The sequence below is a fragment of the uncultured Idiomarina sp. genome (assembly GCF_964010655.1).
Lineage (GTDB): Bacteria > Pseudomonadota > Gammaproteobacteria > Enterobacterales > Alteromonadaceae > Idiomarina > Idiomarina baltica.
The window spans coordinates 1-15,328 of record NZ_CAXGLS010000052.1 but is presented as its reverse complement, the minus strand read 5'-3'; the positions used below and the strand labels follow the sequence as shown (position 1 = coordinate 15,328).

Here is a 15,328-nt window from a genome sequence, read left to right as displayed (position 1 = left end):
AAAACGCAGTACTCTATATCGACAAGCCACTAAAAGGACATAATCTCATTCAGGCGATTGCTCGCGTGAACCGTCTGCACCCCGACAAGAAATTTGGTCTGCTGATTGATTATCGCGGCATTCTGTCCGAACTGGATACCACCATAAAGGAATATCAGGATCTCGCTTCGCGTACACAGGGCGGGTACGACATCGACGATATTGATGGCCTGTACCAGCAAATGAGTACCGAATACAAACGCCTACCCCAGCTTTATAAAGAGCTCTGGGCGATATTTGACGGCGTTAAGAATAAATCAGACACCGAAGCACTGCGTCATGCCCTGTTGCCTCGTATGGAAGAAATAAACGGCGAAATGGTCGATAAAAACCAAAAACGCCGCGAAGACTTTTATGAAGCACTCACAGCCTTTGCCACTTGCCTTAAAGTTGCACTGCAGTCGGCTACCTTCTTTGAAGATAAGAGCTTTACCGATAAAGACCGTCGACAATACAAAGAGACCGTGAAACAACTGTCCAGTCTTCGCCAAACCGTGCAACAGGATTCCGGTGAGCGTGTCAGTTACGACGAGTACGCTCACGAGGTGAAAAAATTGCTGAATAAACACGTCGTTGGTGTCGAAGTGCGTGACTCTGAAGGCGTATACGAAGTCGGTAAAATGGGCCAGAAACAAACACCGGAAGATTGGACCGAAGATAAAACCCGTAACGAAACGGATATCATCAAAACCCGTGTCACTAAAATGATTGAGCAAGAGCTCGGTGACGACCCTTACGCACAGGAAGCCTTTTCTAAGCTACTGCGTGAAGCCATTGAAGAAGCGGAAAAGCTATTTGACCACCCGCTGAAACAGTACATGCTGTTCCGTGAATTTGAGGAACAGGTACAAGAGCGTCGCCTGGATGATATCCCTGAACGATTGACCGGCAACCATCATGCACAAGCCTATTACGGTGTGTTCAAGAAGCACCTACCCGAGGCGTTTACCGTAATGGATGAACAAGCGCAGGATAAATGGGTAGAGATTGCGTTTGATGTCGATAGCATCGTTAGCCAGTCCGTTGCGGAAAACTCGATTAACCCGAATAACATTGAAGCTGATATTCGTAAAAAACTACTGCCGAAACTATTCGCTGAATGCAAAGCGGTCGGCGGTGGTATAGACCAGGCCAAGAAGATTGTTGAAGCTGTCGTCCAGGTCGTTCGTGTTGGACAATTGAGTCATTAAGCCATGAACGTTGCGATACGTTTTGCTAATCAGGTGAGTGAGAGGCATAAGCCATACGGGGATAAACTTAGCTTTTATTACTCCGACGAGCTGATTGAGTTTGAGCGCGTTACCGCCAAAAGCCATGACTGTAAAATTAAAATCAAGGTTTTGCCTGATTGCTCTGTAAAAGTCGCAGCACCGCTTGATAGCTCTGATGAAGAAGTACTGCTTGCCGCCAAAAAACGGGCGCGCTGGATTTACCAGCAACTACGAGACTTTCGTAAACAACTAACGCACATTACACCACGCCGTTATGTCAGTGGTGAAAGCCATTATTACCTGGGCAAGCAATACCTGCTAAAAGTGCTGGTGAAACCCGACCAGGCATCAGGCGTTAAGTTGCTTCGCGGCCAACTCGAAGTCAACGTGCGTGAGTATACTACTGAGCGTATAAAGGCAGCATTAGAAGGTTGGTACAAGCTCAGAGCCAAAGACGTCTTCCACAAGCGTTTAGACGCCGTTTTAGAGCAAGCATTATGGGTTGATAAGCGCCCTCCTCTGCGGCTACTCACCATGCAAACCCAATGGGGAAGCTGCTCTCCTAACGGACGCATAACCTTAAACCCACTGCTGGTTAAAGCGCCACGCGAATGTATTGAATACGTCATACTGCACGAGCTTTGCCATATTGCCGAACATAACCACAGTGAACGGTTTTATAGGCTTATGGGACAGGTCATGCCGAACTGGGAGCGTGTTAAGGTTCGGCTGGACCAGATGGCTGGGCGGATTTTTAATGGGTAACCTGAACGTTATCGCTCTAGTGGCACACTAAATTTGCGCCAGCTAATTAGGTGGTTTAGCGGTGCTTTTATAAGGGGGAAGCACTTTCCCCCTTTCTTTCCTTTATTTTATTTAATCACAATTGGATTAATAGGTGAGCCTGAGCCTCGTTCCATTTTGAGCGGCGCTGCTGTAAACATAAAGGTATACTGCCCATCTTCAGCGCTGTCTTTTGCAAGGTCATCTAGCCAGTACAACTCACTAAGAACAACACCCAAATCCCGGATCAATGCTCCGTGAAGTGGTATCACGTAATCTTTTCCGTCAATAGTTTGCGGAACCAGTTCGACAGCAAGGTTATCCGCTGCAATCACTGGTATTTCCATATCATCAATCCAGTTGATTAGTTGTTTGCTATAACACAATCCGGGCTCTGTAGTTGCGCTCCATGGCGCGTCTGGTTCGTCCTGATAAAAGCGGCCAACGGAACCCGTTCTTATCAACAAAATGTCTCGTTTCTCGATTGTTACGTTTTGCGCTTCAGCTGTTTCTCGTAAATCATCAAGTGTAACGCAAGAGCTTGGTGCCAAACGGCTAGACTGACCGCCTTTGTGACTTCCAACATCCAATAAGACACCACGACCAACAATGCCGTGCTCAGCAAGTTTGCCTACATCAACATGATCGTGCCCATGTACTGTACTATCGGCTGAAACGCCACCATAGACTTTATCGCCATACCAAGCGTGACCTAATGCATCCATATGAGTCGTGCCTTGTAAATACATGAATACAGCATCGTCGGAGTACTTCACCCCACCGGCTAACTCATCAAGTTTATCCACAGAATACATACTTTCATCCTGTGTCATGAAATGCATGGCTGGCACTCTTCCAGGAAAGACAGGTCCGACTCCATGAGTAATCGGTAATTGCAGGGTGAATTTTTCACCTGTTTTTACAGCCTTAACGCCACGCAGTGCTTGTTCATCATCGAGGTAATTTAGTGCGCCAATTTGGTCATTCTCACCCCACTTCCCCCAGTTTTTCGGCATATCCTTCTGTAAATTTTCAATATCACTGCTTTGAGCAAAAGCCAGTGATGAAGAGCTTAGTCCCACAAGGGCGCTCAACACAGCGACAGATAAGATATTTTTGGATTTTTTCATTGTTATTTTCCTTTTGTTGCTCGTAGTTTTACTTGTTAGTAACAAAGCTTGATGTACTTTGTTTCGAGGTACTCCGTAATGCCTTGTCGACCTCCTTCTCGGCCTAAGCCAGAGCTTTTAACTCCGCCAAAAGGCATCGCAGGATCTGAGATAACGCCAGTGTTAACGCCTACCATACCCACCTCTAACTCCGCAGCGAGGTCGTGGATCCGTTTCAGACTCTCGCTGTAAAAGTAAGCCGCTAAACCTGTATCCTGTGCTCTAAGTGACGCAATGAGCGAATCTTCATCGCTATAGCGAACTAAAGGGGCGACTGGGCCGAAAACTTCTTCTTGAACACAGCGCATATCGGTTGTTGCTTCTGTGATCAATGTAGGAAGATACCAACGCTCCGACTCTGCCCAACGCTCGCCTCCATACACTATCTTGCCGCCTTTTTCTCTGGCATCTCTAACTAGTGCCTCCACCTTCTCCAGAGCCCGTTCATTAATGAGGGGACCTATATCGGTATGGGGATCACTGCCTAAGCCTAAGGAAAGTGCTTTTATTCGTTTTTCAAAAGCACTCGCAAAACGGTCATATAGCGAATCATGAACATAAAACGCATTCGCACAGACACAAGTTTGTCCGGCATTGCGAAACTTTGACTGCATCGCTCCTTCAACTGCTTTATCGATATCAGCATCGCTACAGACTATAAACGGGGCATTACCGCCCAATTCAAGCGAAAGGCGCTTAACGGTAGAGGCACAAGCTCGCATCAAGTGCCGCCCCACAGCTGTTGATCCAGTAAAGCTGAGCTTTTTAACCTGTTTGCTGGTGCACACTATGTCGCCTATAAGTTGTGCGTCACCAGTTACTACATTAATCAGACCCGGAGGAACGCCGGCCAAAAGCGCCAGCTCTGACAATGCAAGTGCTGTAAATGGAGTCTCAGGTGCAGGTTTTATTATCATTGAACATCCTACAGCCAGAGCTGGTGCGACCTTTCGAGTTAACATCGCTGCTGGAAAATTCCAGGGAGTTATCGCAGCACAGACACCGACCGGCTCTGTAATTGTTTTCAACGACTCACCCTCGGAACCATTGGGCATTGCGCTCCCGTTATCCTGCAACGCCGGTTGTGCGTACCACTTTACATAACTCGCCGCATAACGAACTTCTCCCAGGGCCTCAGCGAACGGCTTTCCTTGTTCTAGAGTAATGATTGACGCTAACCGCTCCTCATTCTCTTTTATCTTTTGGTACCAATTATTAAGTACTGCACAACGTTCGTTTATCGAAGTCTTACGCCAACTATTGAAAGCACGCTCAGCAGTGGTAATCGCATAGCGAACTTGCTCCTCAGAGAGCTTTGGAACAGTGCCTAGCAGCTCTCCACTAGCTGGATTAAAAACCTTCAACGTATTGCTCCCGCTACACGGGATCCAATTTACGCCAATTAAGGCCGCCTGCTTTAAATCTACCTGTTGCTCATTCATCATCTTGAGTTAGATTTCCCTTCATTTTTGCTCGTAATCGTTGTTGTTTTTTTACTAACGTTGACTGGTCTATACCCAATGCTTGAGCTGCAGCTCGTGTCGTACCATGAACCTGAAGAGCCTCAGTTATAAGCCTTAACTCAAGCTCATCCATCTGATGTTTCAACGAAAACCCCTGCTTTCCAACAAACTGCTCACCGATAAGATCTCTAGGTAAATGCGCGGTCGTAATTAATGCTTGTTCACTGGTCACCACTAATCGCTCTACTAAATTTATTAACTCTCGAATATTTCCCGGCCAATCATAACGAATAAGCCGCTCAATAACGCTCTGATGCCAGCGACAGTCAAATTCGTATTGTTGATTAAAATAGCGGAGGTAATGTTGCAGTAACGGCTCAATTTCCTCAGTGCGTTCGCGAAGCGCAGGTAGCTCGATAGGTACCACACATATCCGGTAAAGAAGATCGGCCCGAAAGCGGCTCTCGGCAACCAGCGCCTTTAAATCGTGATGCGAGGCTGAAATGAGTCTAAAATTCGTCTGCCTGAATTCGGTCCCTCCGACCGGCAAAAAACGCTTCTCGGCAATCACCTTCAATAGTTTTGCTTGCAACGACAGGGGTAAGTCGCCAATCTCATCCAGAAATAGAGTGCCGTTATTAGCCGCTTCAAGCAGCCCTGTTTTTCCTTTATTTGACGCACCAGTAAATGCGCCTGGTACATAACCGAATAGCTCTGCTTCCAACAGTGACTCGGGCATTGCGGCACAGTTAAGCTCAATAAAGGGTCCGCTACTGCATCGGCTATATTGATGAATAGTGCGTGCTAATAATGTTTTACCCGTCCCGGTCTCGCCTTGTAACAGTACTTTTGCCGCTGAGTTCGCTACGCGCTTCGCAAGCTCGTAACATGCTTGGGTACGCGGGCTTACAATAAATGGCTCAGCCGGCCAGTCATGCTGTGCCGGACCGTATTGCTCTCGCACATTCAACAACTGTTCTAGTTGCTCTTCGGCACGCTTGGCTTGCAATAACTCGGTTACGTCTCGCACCGTTGTAACTACATATTCAATGCGTCCTCGGGCATCAATCATCGGAGTGCCCGATACCAAAATTTTATGGTCATCGGTCAGAGCCTGTGTCAGTGTTACAGCGCGTCGCTCTTTCAATACTTCTAACGACACCGAACGTGAAATGTAGCCGGCTTTAACCACTTCTGACATGTGCATGCCCTGCAAAGTGCGCTTTGGAATTCCTGTTATTCGCTCATAGGCTTTATTTACTGTGATGGTTACTCCGTTCCCATCGGTAATGTAAACGCCATCACTCATGGCATCTAATACCCGTTGCAGGTTATCCCCGTGAAACATCAGCGTGTCTCCTTAGAAGGTGTCCGTAGACGCCAGCCATAAATCAAAAAACACAATAGAATCCCGGCAGCGAACGCCCAAGTTGCACCTTTTACTACCAAAATTGCGGCAATAACACCGGCAATTCCCAGATCGCGCTCGCTTTTGGCTTCCTGAATACCTATGCGTACACTGACGTAACCTTGGATCAATAGTGTCAGTGCCAGAGCAATCCCCAAGATCGGTTGCACTAGACTAACGACTGGCAGTAGTAGTAAACCGGTATTGGTGCCCCAGCGAAACGATCCTGCGCCACCGAAGATGGAGTCCATCGCCTTGCGGCCTTTTTTAAAACGTTCAACAATTACCACATGCATTGCCGCCCATAGAGGTCCGCACATTGCTACGTCTGGTCCAATAATGCTCATACCAAAATTGCGAGCTCCAAAAATTATGTGAGCGCGATCAGGGCTATAATCAATTTTTTCATCCTGGCGAGCCTCATCAGCTTCATCCAAAATTGCCTTGCTCTGCAGGACATCACCAAAAAGTACGATATAAGCCGCTAGCACCGTCGGAATTGCTGTAACAAACATCATTAATGGTGGCAGTCCAACACCGAAGAGCGTGTATTCTGTAAACATCGTGACAAAATCTGGTGATGTCAGTCCCCACTCAATATCTGGCCAGGGAGCCTCACCAAACAGCGGTGCGACCACGATGGCAAGTGCAATGATGGGGAAAATTCCCAACTTACCTATCAGCGCTAATAACCAATGTTTATTTTGAATGGCTGCAAAGTGACGTGAAAAAATTAGGTAGAATGCAATACCAACCGCAATGGATATTGTCATGGGGAAAGATTCAAAACGTCCCCCTTCTTCAAATACCACAGCAACAGCCGCTAAGCCGGCGCCCATAATGATGCCAGCCTTGATCGCGCTTGGAATATAATGAACAACTCGTCGGGCGATGCCCGAAGCACCCAATACCATGGCAAATGCGCCCAACATCATTTGAAAGGCGATTAGTGCATGTACACGACTCTCCCCCTCGGGAAAGGTTGAGACATACATCATTAACAAAGGTATTGCAGGAGTTATCCACCCTGGTACGACTGGATCACCAAGCAAATGGTGAAGCAAGTAAAATAGACCATTGATCAGGACGATCGCGAGTGCAGCTTCAAACGGCATACCCAGAAGCTCAGCCATTAATGAAATCGCGGCTAAATCTACCGCGCACATCAACAATCCCTGAAAGTAATCAGGCCACTCGAAGCGATAATGTAAAAATGGCAGCCTAATTTTAAATGGCCCTAATCCCCAAAATGGTGCTTCCGCGCCCGGTTTACGATGCTTCCATAACGACATGGCTCGTTTCCTCAGTAAACAGCAGTGTAAATAGCTGCAATATCATCCACGCTCAATTCCCGAGGATTATTGCGTAACAGTCGAGTTACTCCATGAGCAGACTCAGCCAACTCAGGAATAGCTTCTCTTGGAATATCAAACTCGCGTAGCGTTTTAGGAATATTAACCTGCTCACATAGCTGGGCCAGTCGCTCAACTACAAAGTCCCCAGCGTCTTCTTTTACCAAAGTGTTAGGAGCTCCCAACGCATAAGCAATATCAAGAAATAGAGCTCGACAATTAGCGTAATTCCAACGCATCACTTCCGTAAACATAACGGCATTACTGACACCATGTGACAAGTGAAAACGTCCTCCTAAGGGGTATGCCAGTGCGTGGACGGCTCCAACTCCAGCATTCCCAAAGGCTAAGCCAGCCATAAGGCTGGCTGTAGCCATTTGCTCGCGCGCATTCATATCTTTGGGATTTTCATAGGCTTGTAATAGCGATTTGTTGATCATCGTCATCGCGCGTAATGATAATGGGCGAGTGAGCTCAGTGGAAAAATTGGATAAATAACTTTCAACGGCATGCACTAAGGCATCAACGCCGCTCGCAGCGGTGACGGCCGGTGGACAGCTCACGGTCAATTCCGGTGCCACAATGGCAACGTCAGGTAACAACTGGTTACTGACAATACCCTTTTTTAACTGCGCGTTTACGTCTGACAAAATCGCAATATTGGTCACCTCAGAGCCTGTTCCTGCTGTGGTCGGCAAACAGATAAGGGGAGTTTTTCTGGTGCGAACCTGATCTTCACCAAAGAGCGCCTCCAATTTTCTATCATCACCGATATAAACAGCGACGGCTTTAGCCGTATCCATCGCGCTGCCCCCACCTATAGCTATAATGCCGTCGCATTTACTTGCCATAAAACGGTGACGGCAGTCTTCGACTACATGTGTTTCCGGCTCAGCCGAAATATCTGAGTACAGTGTTGTACTGTCTGTAAAGGCATGTTGGAAGCTTTCTAAAATTGGTTCAATAACGCCAGAGCCCATTACTCCTTTATCGGTAACAATTAAAGGGCGTTTCATCATGAGAGCCTCGGCCTCTGCCGCCAATTGTGCACTTGCACCATATCCCGTCAGTAACCGTCGAGCGGTTTTAAATACTTGCACGCGTGTCTCAGTCATTGCGTTCCCTTTTTTGTCGTTATTTTTTAACACTTTATTATCAATAACACAGCAAACCCTGTGCCAACTTAGATTAAAAATTTAAGCCATTGTTTTTATTGCACTTAATTAATCACCGTACCACGAGAAATAAATCTAGCTTACTTTTCTGATGACTTTAAGCCATCAAAAAAAGAGAAAATGATGAAATTATTCATCAAAATGATTTGGTTCGACTTTAAATATTTATATAAAAAACAGTGCCTTAAAAGTTTTCAGGCTTTGGCATAACCGTTGCAGAGCTTATCTTGCACATTCTTAATAACAAGAAAAAAACAGGGGAATACCACATGAAAAATAACGATAAGCTTAAACTGCGGGCTCTTACAACTACGACATTGGTCTCAACCATGTTGGCAAGTAGTGCGGTTATGGCTCAGTCAGTTTCTGCACCGGAATGGGATTTTTCCTTTAACGGATACATAAATGCTCACGCTGTGTATGCGAGCTGCGATGACTCAGGGGCTACAGTAGCCGGCAACGCTTTGCTGTGCACAGGGGAAGATGCAACTTCCGTATCAAACGGTTATAGCCCTTCCAGTTTTCAATTTTCAGCGACGACCCAGGCTCAGGGCTTCGATTTAAAAGCGTTTCTTGCAATCGAGCCGGGCTCAACTGATAACAGCGCATTTAACGGGAACGGAGATAACCGTGCATATCGTGCTTACTTTACTGTCGGTAATGACGATGTAGGAACACTCAAAGTTGGTCGTGGTTATGGTGTGTTCGGTATTGATGTGGTGATTGAGGACATGGCGCTGGGAGGTGTTGGTGCACCGGCATCAATCCGTAGTCCATTAAACACAACCTTAGGCGCTGCCGGCTATGGTTATATTTTTGCAGATAGGTTATCTCAAATCACTTACAGTCGGTCATTTGCTGACAACTGGCAAGCTGATATTGGTATTTTTCAACCTCTAGACTCAGTAAGCTTCGGAGGAAACGGCTATGTGGGTGATTCCGGCTCAGAGCGCCCAGGAGTTCATGGCCGCTTGCGCTACAATCATGATAACGGCTTTATTTCTACAACGTTTTACAATCAACATGTCACAACCGATATCGGAGATTATAGCGCTAGAGGTGTCGATTTAACCGGCGCACTTCAATTGGATAACACTCGTATCTCCCTCTCACTATTTGATGCTAAGGGACTCGGTTACTATGGGCTACTGATAGATGCTGCGGATGCTAACGGTACGCCGCGCGATAGCTCTGGTTGGTTTACCCAGGTAACGCAAACATTTGGAGCAACTAAGGTTGGTTTGAATTATGGTGTATCAGAAGTAGATTTAGCCGGAATTGACCAGCTTAGTCAGGTAGAAAAACAAAGTAAATTTAGTTTGGGTGTTTATCATACATTATGGCAAATGTTTACAGTGTCAGCAGAGCTGTCATCAATGGAAGCTGAGAGCCATAATAATGAGAGCATTGAAAACGAAGCTGTCAGTATTGGTTTCTCTTTATCTTTTTAAGCTCACCGAGGCGCTTATAACGCGCTGAACTTGAGATCTAGCTCAGTGTTCTATTGACAGCCTCCCCCACCTAATGTCGGTGGGGGATTCCCGACGCAGCGGTTGCACACTAAACCGCATTAACCCCGCCCCATCCTCGATAGGATTACTTTGCGGCGTTTTGGATGGCTGCTTAATTACGCTATTATTTGTTTTGTTCGGCTTGCTGGCTTATTCGGCTAAACTTAATTCTTCCGTCTTTTCTGATATCAATAGTTTTATGATGTGACGCTCGCAGGTTTTTTAAAACGCTGTCGCGGAGCTTGTAAGTTGTGGGCTTTATTGGGAGCGACTTAATATCAAAACCAGCCACTTTGTCACCATTCGGGAAATGTATCGTTTGGCCCCTCCATCCTAGATTGCCAGAAGCTATATAATCTCCAACTAACAATTTGATCGTTTGACCAGCATAATGTTCGAGAGGCTTACCGTTGAACTGAATATTGGTTGCTTGGGGTCGTCTATCTTGTTCGTAAGTCACTTCATAACGTAACGCATCCGAGAAGTGTAAAAAACCCTGATTAATAAAGCCGGTTAAATCGAGGCTTTCTTGCTCTGATGGCATAACTAGGCGTTGAGCGTTAGACTTTATAAGCTCTCTGAGTTGATTAGGCGTAAGCTCAATTAATTGAAGCGTGTCTGCATAGGGAATAACATTGTACCAATCAGAAAAAGTCGCCATTTCGCCCGGCTCAAAGCCGTTAACAATACTGGATGCATTGATTGCTGCCAAATCAGCGATTTCATTATCTGTATTAACCGTTTGCATAACAGCATCCGTTATAAAGTTTGCAACTGCAAGCTCTGCAGTATAACGGTCAACCAGTATCGCATTTTTTGTTAGTGCTGAGTCATCAGGGATGCGCCCTAACGGCTCATTTAATACATCGTCAAAATCAGTGATGATAGGAGCAATGGACGTTTTATAAAACTCCTCACTAAAGCTTATAAGCGACGCGCTATTTTGCTTTAGAGAGTGCAAAACGGTGTTGTTAGATATTACGACTTCTTTTGAGTCATGTCGCAAGTTCAGTTGAATATCCCCAATGTAATCGCCCCACTGTCCAGCCTGAAATACCGGAACTCCACTGTAAATGTGCTCTTTATTAATCCCTGACTTATGCAGTGTATCGTGCGAATGACCGCCGATGACAATAGCGGGAACCGACGCTTTTGCTAATAGCTCTGCGATGTCTTGATCGCCAACTTTTCCGCTTTGTTGATAGCCAATATGTGTCAGTGCGATAATGACATCAACCTTACCTTCAACAGCGGTCAGTATTTGGTTCATATTTTCCAGTTGCGGAGCAACTTTTAATTGCGGATCGTCAGCCAGGTTACTTTTCGTATCTTCTGATGATGTTTGTCCAACTACCGCGACTCGCCACCCATTAATTACTCCAAGTAGCACAGAAGCGTAATCGTCAGCATCTAAATTTTTAGAAGCAACAAGATTTGAACTCAATAGTGGAAAATTGGCATCAGCGTTAATGGCTTGCTTTAGGATTTGGGTGCCGCGATCAAATTCATGATTACCCAATACTGACGCATCAAGACCTGCCGATGAATAAGCGTGGTAGGCCAAGCTTTTTTTGAAAGATCCTGGACTGTAACCGAGTAATTCATCATATACGGCACCGGTATGATCATCTCCAGCGGATAAAAATAATACATGCTCTTTTTTTGAACTTGCCTCACGACGAGCCTTGCTGACATGGGCAGCTATGAGGCCAGTCACAAAGCGAACATCACCATCTTCTTTTTCTATTATGTGTTTGTTGTGTAAATCATTGATGTGGAAAATTCGTAGTTTTAAATGTTCTGATGGTTTTTTTGACGGCCAGTTATCGGGCCATCGTATTTCGAGATTTCCGGTTCTACCCGAAATAGGAGCAAGAGTGTAGGCTCGATCAAACGGGCTATTCTTGTGCAGTTCAAGTGGCGCTACCTGAATTACGTCCCTAGCGTGAGAGAACGCATCAGTGCTCACCAGTAGCAAACTCAAAAATACTGAATGTAAGATAAACAGGTGGCGCAACGTTTTCAAAGTGCACTCCTTTTCATTAAGGGGATTAAGTTTTGCTCTATTAAACCGCATTAATATGACAGTAAAAATACATTCCCTGTGACTTAAATATGTCATCAAAATGACGCGAAAGCATACGTTAAATGTCATATTAAGTTATTACTCTCTCGCACGCCTTTACAATTCATTCAATCGTAAAACAACCTGCTTCAGGGAGAGTAATTAATGTCAATGTTTCGACCAAACGCGTTAGCTTTTGCAGTAACGAGCGCCCTGTTACTTGGGACGTCCTTCACCATTAACGCCCAAGAACAAACAGATCAGCTTGAAACCATTATTGTGACAGCGCAAAAATCAGAGCAAAGCCTTCAAGAAGTGCCCGACGCAGTCTCTGTTGTCGAAGGAAGCGCACTGGATCAACTTAATGTTGCAAATATATTTGACTTGAGTGATCAAGTACCCGGGCTTGTGGTATCGAGCGTGCAAGGCTATCGCCCCTCTGTATCAATTAGAGGCGTCGGCAATGAAATACCTGATAACGCTGGAACCAAGCAAGCTGTGGCATATCATATTGATGGTGTATTTATGGCCAATGATTATGCACTTTGGGCTGACTTGGTTGATATTGATCGTGTTGAGGTCACTCGAGGCCCTGACGGAACCATTTATGGAAATAGTTCGACAGGCGGAGCCATTAACGTGCACACCAAAAAGCCTGACTTTATAAATGGTGATGGCTCAGTATCAGCAACAATGGGTCAGTACGACACGATGAACTTTCGTGGTGCTACCACATTGAAGTTAGACGACAATTTGGCAGTACGGTTCTCTGGATCTCACCGAGAGCATGACGGCTTCACAGAAAATAGAGCGCTTACTCATGATTATCGTTTAGACGATAAAAATGACACGACAGTTAGAGCACAATTACGTTGGCAACCCACTCAAGACTTCGATATTCAGCTTCAACATATGCAGTTCAGCTCAGATACAAACGGCCCTGCGCTGAAAGGTAATTTCGACCTAATTAGCAATGATCCTCGCGTGGTTTACCATGATACCCGTGAGTACTATAAACTAGACATGGATATGACCAGCTTGCATATGCATTATGCTATGGACTGGGCTCAGTTACGCGGTATATTCAGCCAGCAAAACTATGACATGCGCCGTCGTCTCGATATGGATAGAAGCAGTTTAACTGCCAATGATCCAGCACCATTTCCTCTGTCTGATGGTGAAGAGCCGACAAGCTTAGGACAAGTTCCTATACCGGAATTTATCGGTAATTTGCGACAGGAAGATGAGTCTTATACGGCTGAAATCAACTTGATATCACCTGATGCAACGGCTGATTTAACATGGTTAGTTGGTGCTTTTTACCTTGATACTGAGATTTTCTCAAATACACGTAACTTTTACGACGGCGGCAGAGATGGCAACCCAGTCAGTGAAGTTGTTGCAGGACCCAATGTGTTCGACAATAATGCAGATATTGATTTCATAAACTCGGACTTCCGTAACTTTCAATCGTATTCAGTTTTTGGCCAAGTCAGTTATGCGTTGACAGACGCACTGCGTATGACGACAGGCTTACGTTATACTAATAACGAGTTTTCTGATGAGCGTTGCAGTTTAAACTGTGTTCCCACTCGCTCTCCTATCACCAGCACACCATCTGATGAAACTGATAACGTGACAGGGAAATTTGCGCTGGACTATCAGTTCACAGAGCGAACTATGGGTTACGCATCCGTTGCAAGTGGCGTAAAACCAGCAGGCTCAAATAGCTCGACCGACACGCGCTTTTTCCCTGAAAAATTTGACCAGGAAGAAATCATCGCTTACGAACTTGGTCTCAAAAATGATTTATTTGATAACCGGTTACGTTTAAATACCGCCGCTTTCTATTATGACTACAGTGACTATTTATTTGAATCAAGTGGCATTGAACGCTTTAATTCAGGCGCATCAAATTTGCCTGAAGCAGAAGTCTATGGCTTAGAAGTTGAGGCTCAGGCGAACCTTGGTACAGGCTGGCGTTTAGATACCAACTTAACCTGGATGGAGTCAGAGGTTATTGAAGGACGCGATGCAATTGATAGAGCAGAAGCTGAAAATGCTTCAGTCGGATTGATCTTGAATGGAGCCCCAACCGAGGCAATTAACGCAGCCCGCGAGGCAACTGCTTTTAACTTAACGGGTAACGAATTAGCGAAAACGCCAGATTTAGTCGCTAATGTTCGCTTAAGCTATACACATCAGCTCAATAATGGGGCCACATTAAGAGCATCGTTGGGCTATACGCACCGAGGTGACTATTTCGCTCGTGTGTTTAATTCTCCTGAACGTGATGTCGTAGAAAGCTATGATATCGCTCATTTAAATGTGAATTACATTCCTTCACATGGTAATTGGGATTTAGAGCTGAACGTGCGTAACTTATTCGACGACGACTCTGTTGCCTCTGTTCATACCGATACATACGGTGTGGGAGTGACTAGTAAGCAGTATTTAGCACCGCGTGTTGTGACACTTCAGGCTCGTTATTTCTTTTAACGTTTACTTGTAGCAGATCAGAAGCCACTTTCATCGGTGGCTTCTATCTGAATCCAAACTGCTGAAATTAAACACATCTGTTTTTATGTCGTCGAATCGGACGACGAGCCGAGGCTAGCATTAAAACCGCCGCTTCCCTATTTATAAGAGGTCATAGAGAGGATTGCCACGTTGTTTATACTCGCACGCGACAATACATAGTCACATGTCGGCTGAACGATTATTCCGGCAGTTTTTTGAGTCAAGCCCTCTCGACTTTAATCTATTTTTAGTTTTTTTCTTGTTGCCTATAAAGATTGTTGCAACACCAATCAATAAAACAAAGGGTGCCGCACCGATAAATACAGCTTGCAGCGTTGTCAGTTCCATAGTTAATGTTCCGTGCACAAAGTTTTAAAGGTATATCGCGACCAATCCAAGTTCAATCCGAATAACCTCGCCTTTTTTCATGCGCTTCTCATACATTTGTGTCACTCATCACGATTTTCTTCCGTCAACTTCAATCGGTTTATACCCCATACACCGATAGTAAAAAATGCAATAAGCCCAAAGATCAACAGAAGCAAAAGACCAATCTGTCCGGTTGTCATTATGCCCCTCTGTAGTGGCAGACTAAACCCGAACACTCTTTTAAGTGGTAGTATTACCCTTAA

Annotated in this window: 10 protein-coding genes and 1 pseudogene; 4 read left to right on the top strand and 7 right to left on the bottom strand. The window is 45.4% G+C overall.

Annotated features, from left to right (window positions below; genetic code table 11):
- Positions 1-1,229, top strand: a pseudogene (locus tag ABNS04_RS10955) (type I restriction endonuclease subunit R); the annotation flags it as partial.
- Positions 1,230-1,232: 3 nt separating this feature from the next.
- Positions 1,233-2,015 (top strand): SprT family zinc-dependent metalloprotease, encoded by a 783-nt coding sequence (locus ABNS04_RS10950; protein WP_272977835.1) that lies wholly within the window; start codon positions 1,233-1,235, stop codon positions 2,013-2,015.
- A 107-nt stretch (positions 2,016-2,122) separates the two neighbouring features.
- On the opposite strand, the gene ABNS04_RS10945 is transcribed toward ABNS04_RS10950, so the two are convergent.
- Genes ABNS04_RS10945 through ABNS04_RS10925 form a run of 5 tightly spaced genes read right to left on the bottom strand, consistent with a single transcriptional unit; the run spans position 2,123 to position 8,540 of the window.
- Positions 2,123-3,163, bottom strand: a complete 1,041-nt coding sequence (locus ABNS04_RS10945; protein WP_053952264.1) for a cyclase family protein — start codon at positions 3,161-3,163, stop codon at positions 2,123-2,125.
- A 35-nt stretch (positions 3,164-3,198) separates the two neighbouring features.
- Positions 3,199-4,647, bottom strand: a complete 1,449-nt coding sequence (locus ABNS04_RS10940) for an NAD-dependent succinate-semialdehyde dehydrogenase (protein WP_272977834.1) — start codon at positions 4,645-4,647, stop codon at positions 3,199-3,201.
- Positions 4,637-6,013, bottom strand: a complete 1,377-nt coding sequence (locus tag ABNS04_RS10935) for a sigma 54-interacting transcriptional regulator (RefSeq protein WP_272977833.1) — start codon at positions 6,011-6,013, stop codon at positions 4,637-4,639. Before ABNS04_RS10935 ends, ABNS04_RS10940 begins: the two co-directional genes overlap by 11 nt.
- Entirely contained in the window at positions 6,013-7,365 is a 1,353-nt protein-coding gene (locus ABNS04_RS10930; RefSeq protein ID WP_053952267.1) for a hypothetical protein, read from the bottom strand. Before ABNS04_RS10930 ends, ABNS04_RS10935 begins: the two co-directional genes overlap by 1 nt.
- Before the next feature lie 11 nt (positions 7,366-7,376).
- Complete coding sequence (locus ABNS04_RS10925; protein WP_053952268.1) at positions 7,377-8,540, bottom strand: iron-containing alcohol dehydrogenase; 1,164 nt, start codon at positions 8,538-8,540, stop codon at positions 7,377-7,379.
- A 329-nt stretch (positions 8,541-8,869) separates the two neighbouring features.
- Here ABNS04_RS10925 and ABNS04_RS10920 point away from each other — a divergent pair, with 329 nt between their 5' ends.
- Entirely contained in the window at positions 8,870-10,051 is a 1,182-nt protein-coding gene (locus tag ABNS04_RS10920) for a porin (protein ID WP_053952269.1), read from the top strand.
- Between the two features lie 184 nt (positions 10,052-10,235).
- On the opposite strand, the gene ABNS04_RS10915 is transcribed toward ABNS04_RS10920, so the two are convergent.
- Positions 10,236-12,137: a 5'-nucleotidase C-terminal domain-containing protein gene (locus tag ABNS04_RS10915; protein WP_272977830.1), complete on the bottom strand. Its 1,902-nt coding sequence runs from the start codon at positions 12,135-12,137 to the stop codon at positions 10,236-10,238.
- Between the two features lie 204 nt (positions 12,138-12,341).
- Between ABNS04_RS10915 and ABNS04_RS10910 the strand changes: the two genes are divergently transcribed.
- Positions 12,342-14,675 (top strand): TonB-dependent receptor, encoded by a 2,334-nt coding sequence (locus ABNS04_RS10910; protein WP_272977829.1) that lies wholly within the window; start codon positions 12,342-12,344, stop codon positions 14,673-14,675.
- Between the two features lie 201 nt (positions 14,676-14,876).
- Here ABNS04_RS10910 and ABNS04_RS10905 read toward each other — a convergent pair whose 3' ends face one another.
- On the bottom strand, positions 14,877-15,044 hold the full coding sequence (locus ABNS04_RS10905; protein WP_161802655.1) for a hypothetical protein: 168 nt from the start codon (positions 15,042-15,044) through the stop codon (positions 14,877-14,879).
- Positions 15,045-15,328: the final 284 nt, after the last annotated feature.

Bases quoted from the DNA above. Each gene is read 5' to 3' on its own strand.
- ABNS04_RS10950 (WP_272977835.1), top strand. From the start codon at position 1,233: ATGAACGTTGCGATACGTTTTGCTAATCAGGTGAGTGAGAGGCATAAG.
- ABNS04_RS10945 (WP_053952264.1), bottom strand. From the start codon at position 3,163: ATGAAAAAATCCAAAAATATCTTATCTGTCGCTGTGTTGAGCGCCCTT.
- ABNS04_RS10940 (WP_272977834.1), bottom strand. From the start codon at position 4,647: ATGATGAATGAGCAACAGGTAGATTTAAAGCAGGCGGCCTTAATTGGC.
- ABNS04_RS10935 (WP_272977833.1), bottom strand. From the start codon at position 6,013: ATGTTTCACGGGGATAACCTGCAACGGGTATTAGATGCCATGAGTGAT.
- ABNS04_RS10930 (WP_053952267.1), bottom strand. From the start codon at position 7,365: ATGTCGTTATGGAAGCATCGTAAACCGGGCGCGGAAGCACCATTTTGG.
- ABNS04_RS10925 (WP_053952268.1), bottom strand. From the start codon at position 8,540: ATGACTGAGACACGCGTGCAAGTATTTAAAACCGCTCGACGGTTACTG.
- ABNS04_RS10920 (WP_053952269.1), top strand. From the start codon at position 8,870: ATGAAAAATAACGATAAGCTTAAACTGCGGGCTCTTACAACTACGACA.
- ABNS04_RS10910 (WP_272977829.1), top strand. From the start codon at position 12,342: ATGTCAATGTTTCGACCAAACGCGTTAGCTTTTGCAGTAACGAGCGCC.
- ABNS04_RS10905 (WP_161802655.1), bottom strand. From the start codon at position 15,044: ATGGAACTGACAACGCTGCAAGCTGTATTTATCGGTGCGGCACCCTTT.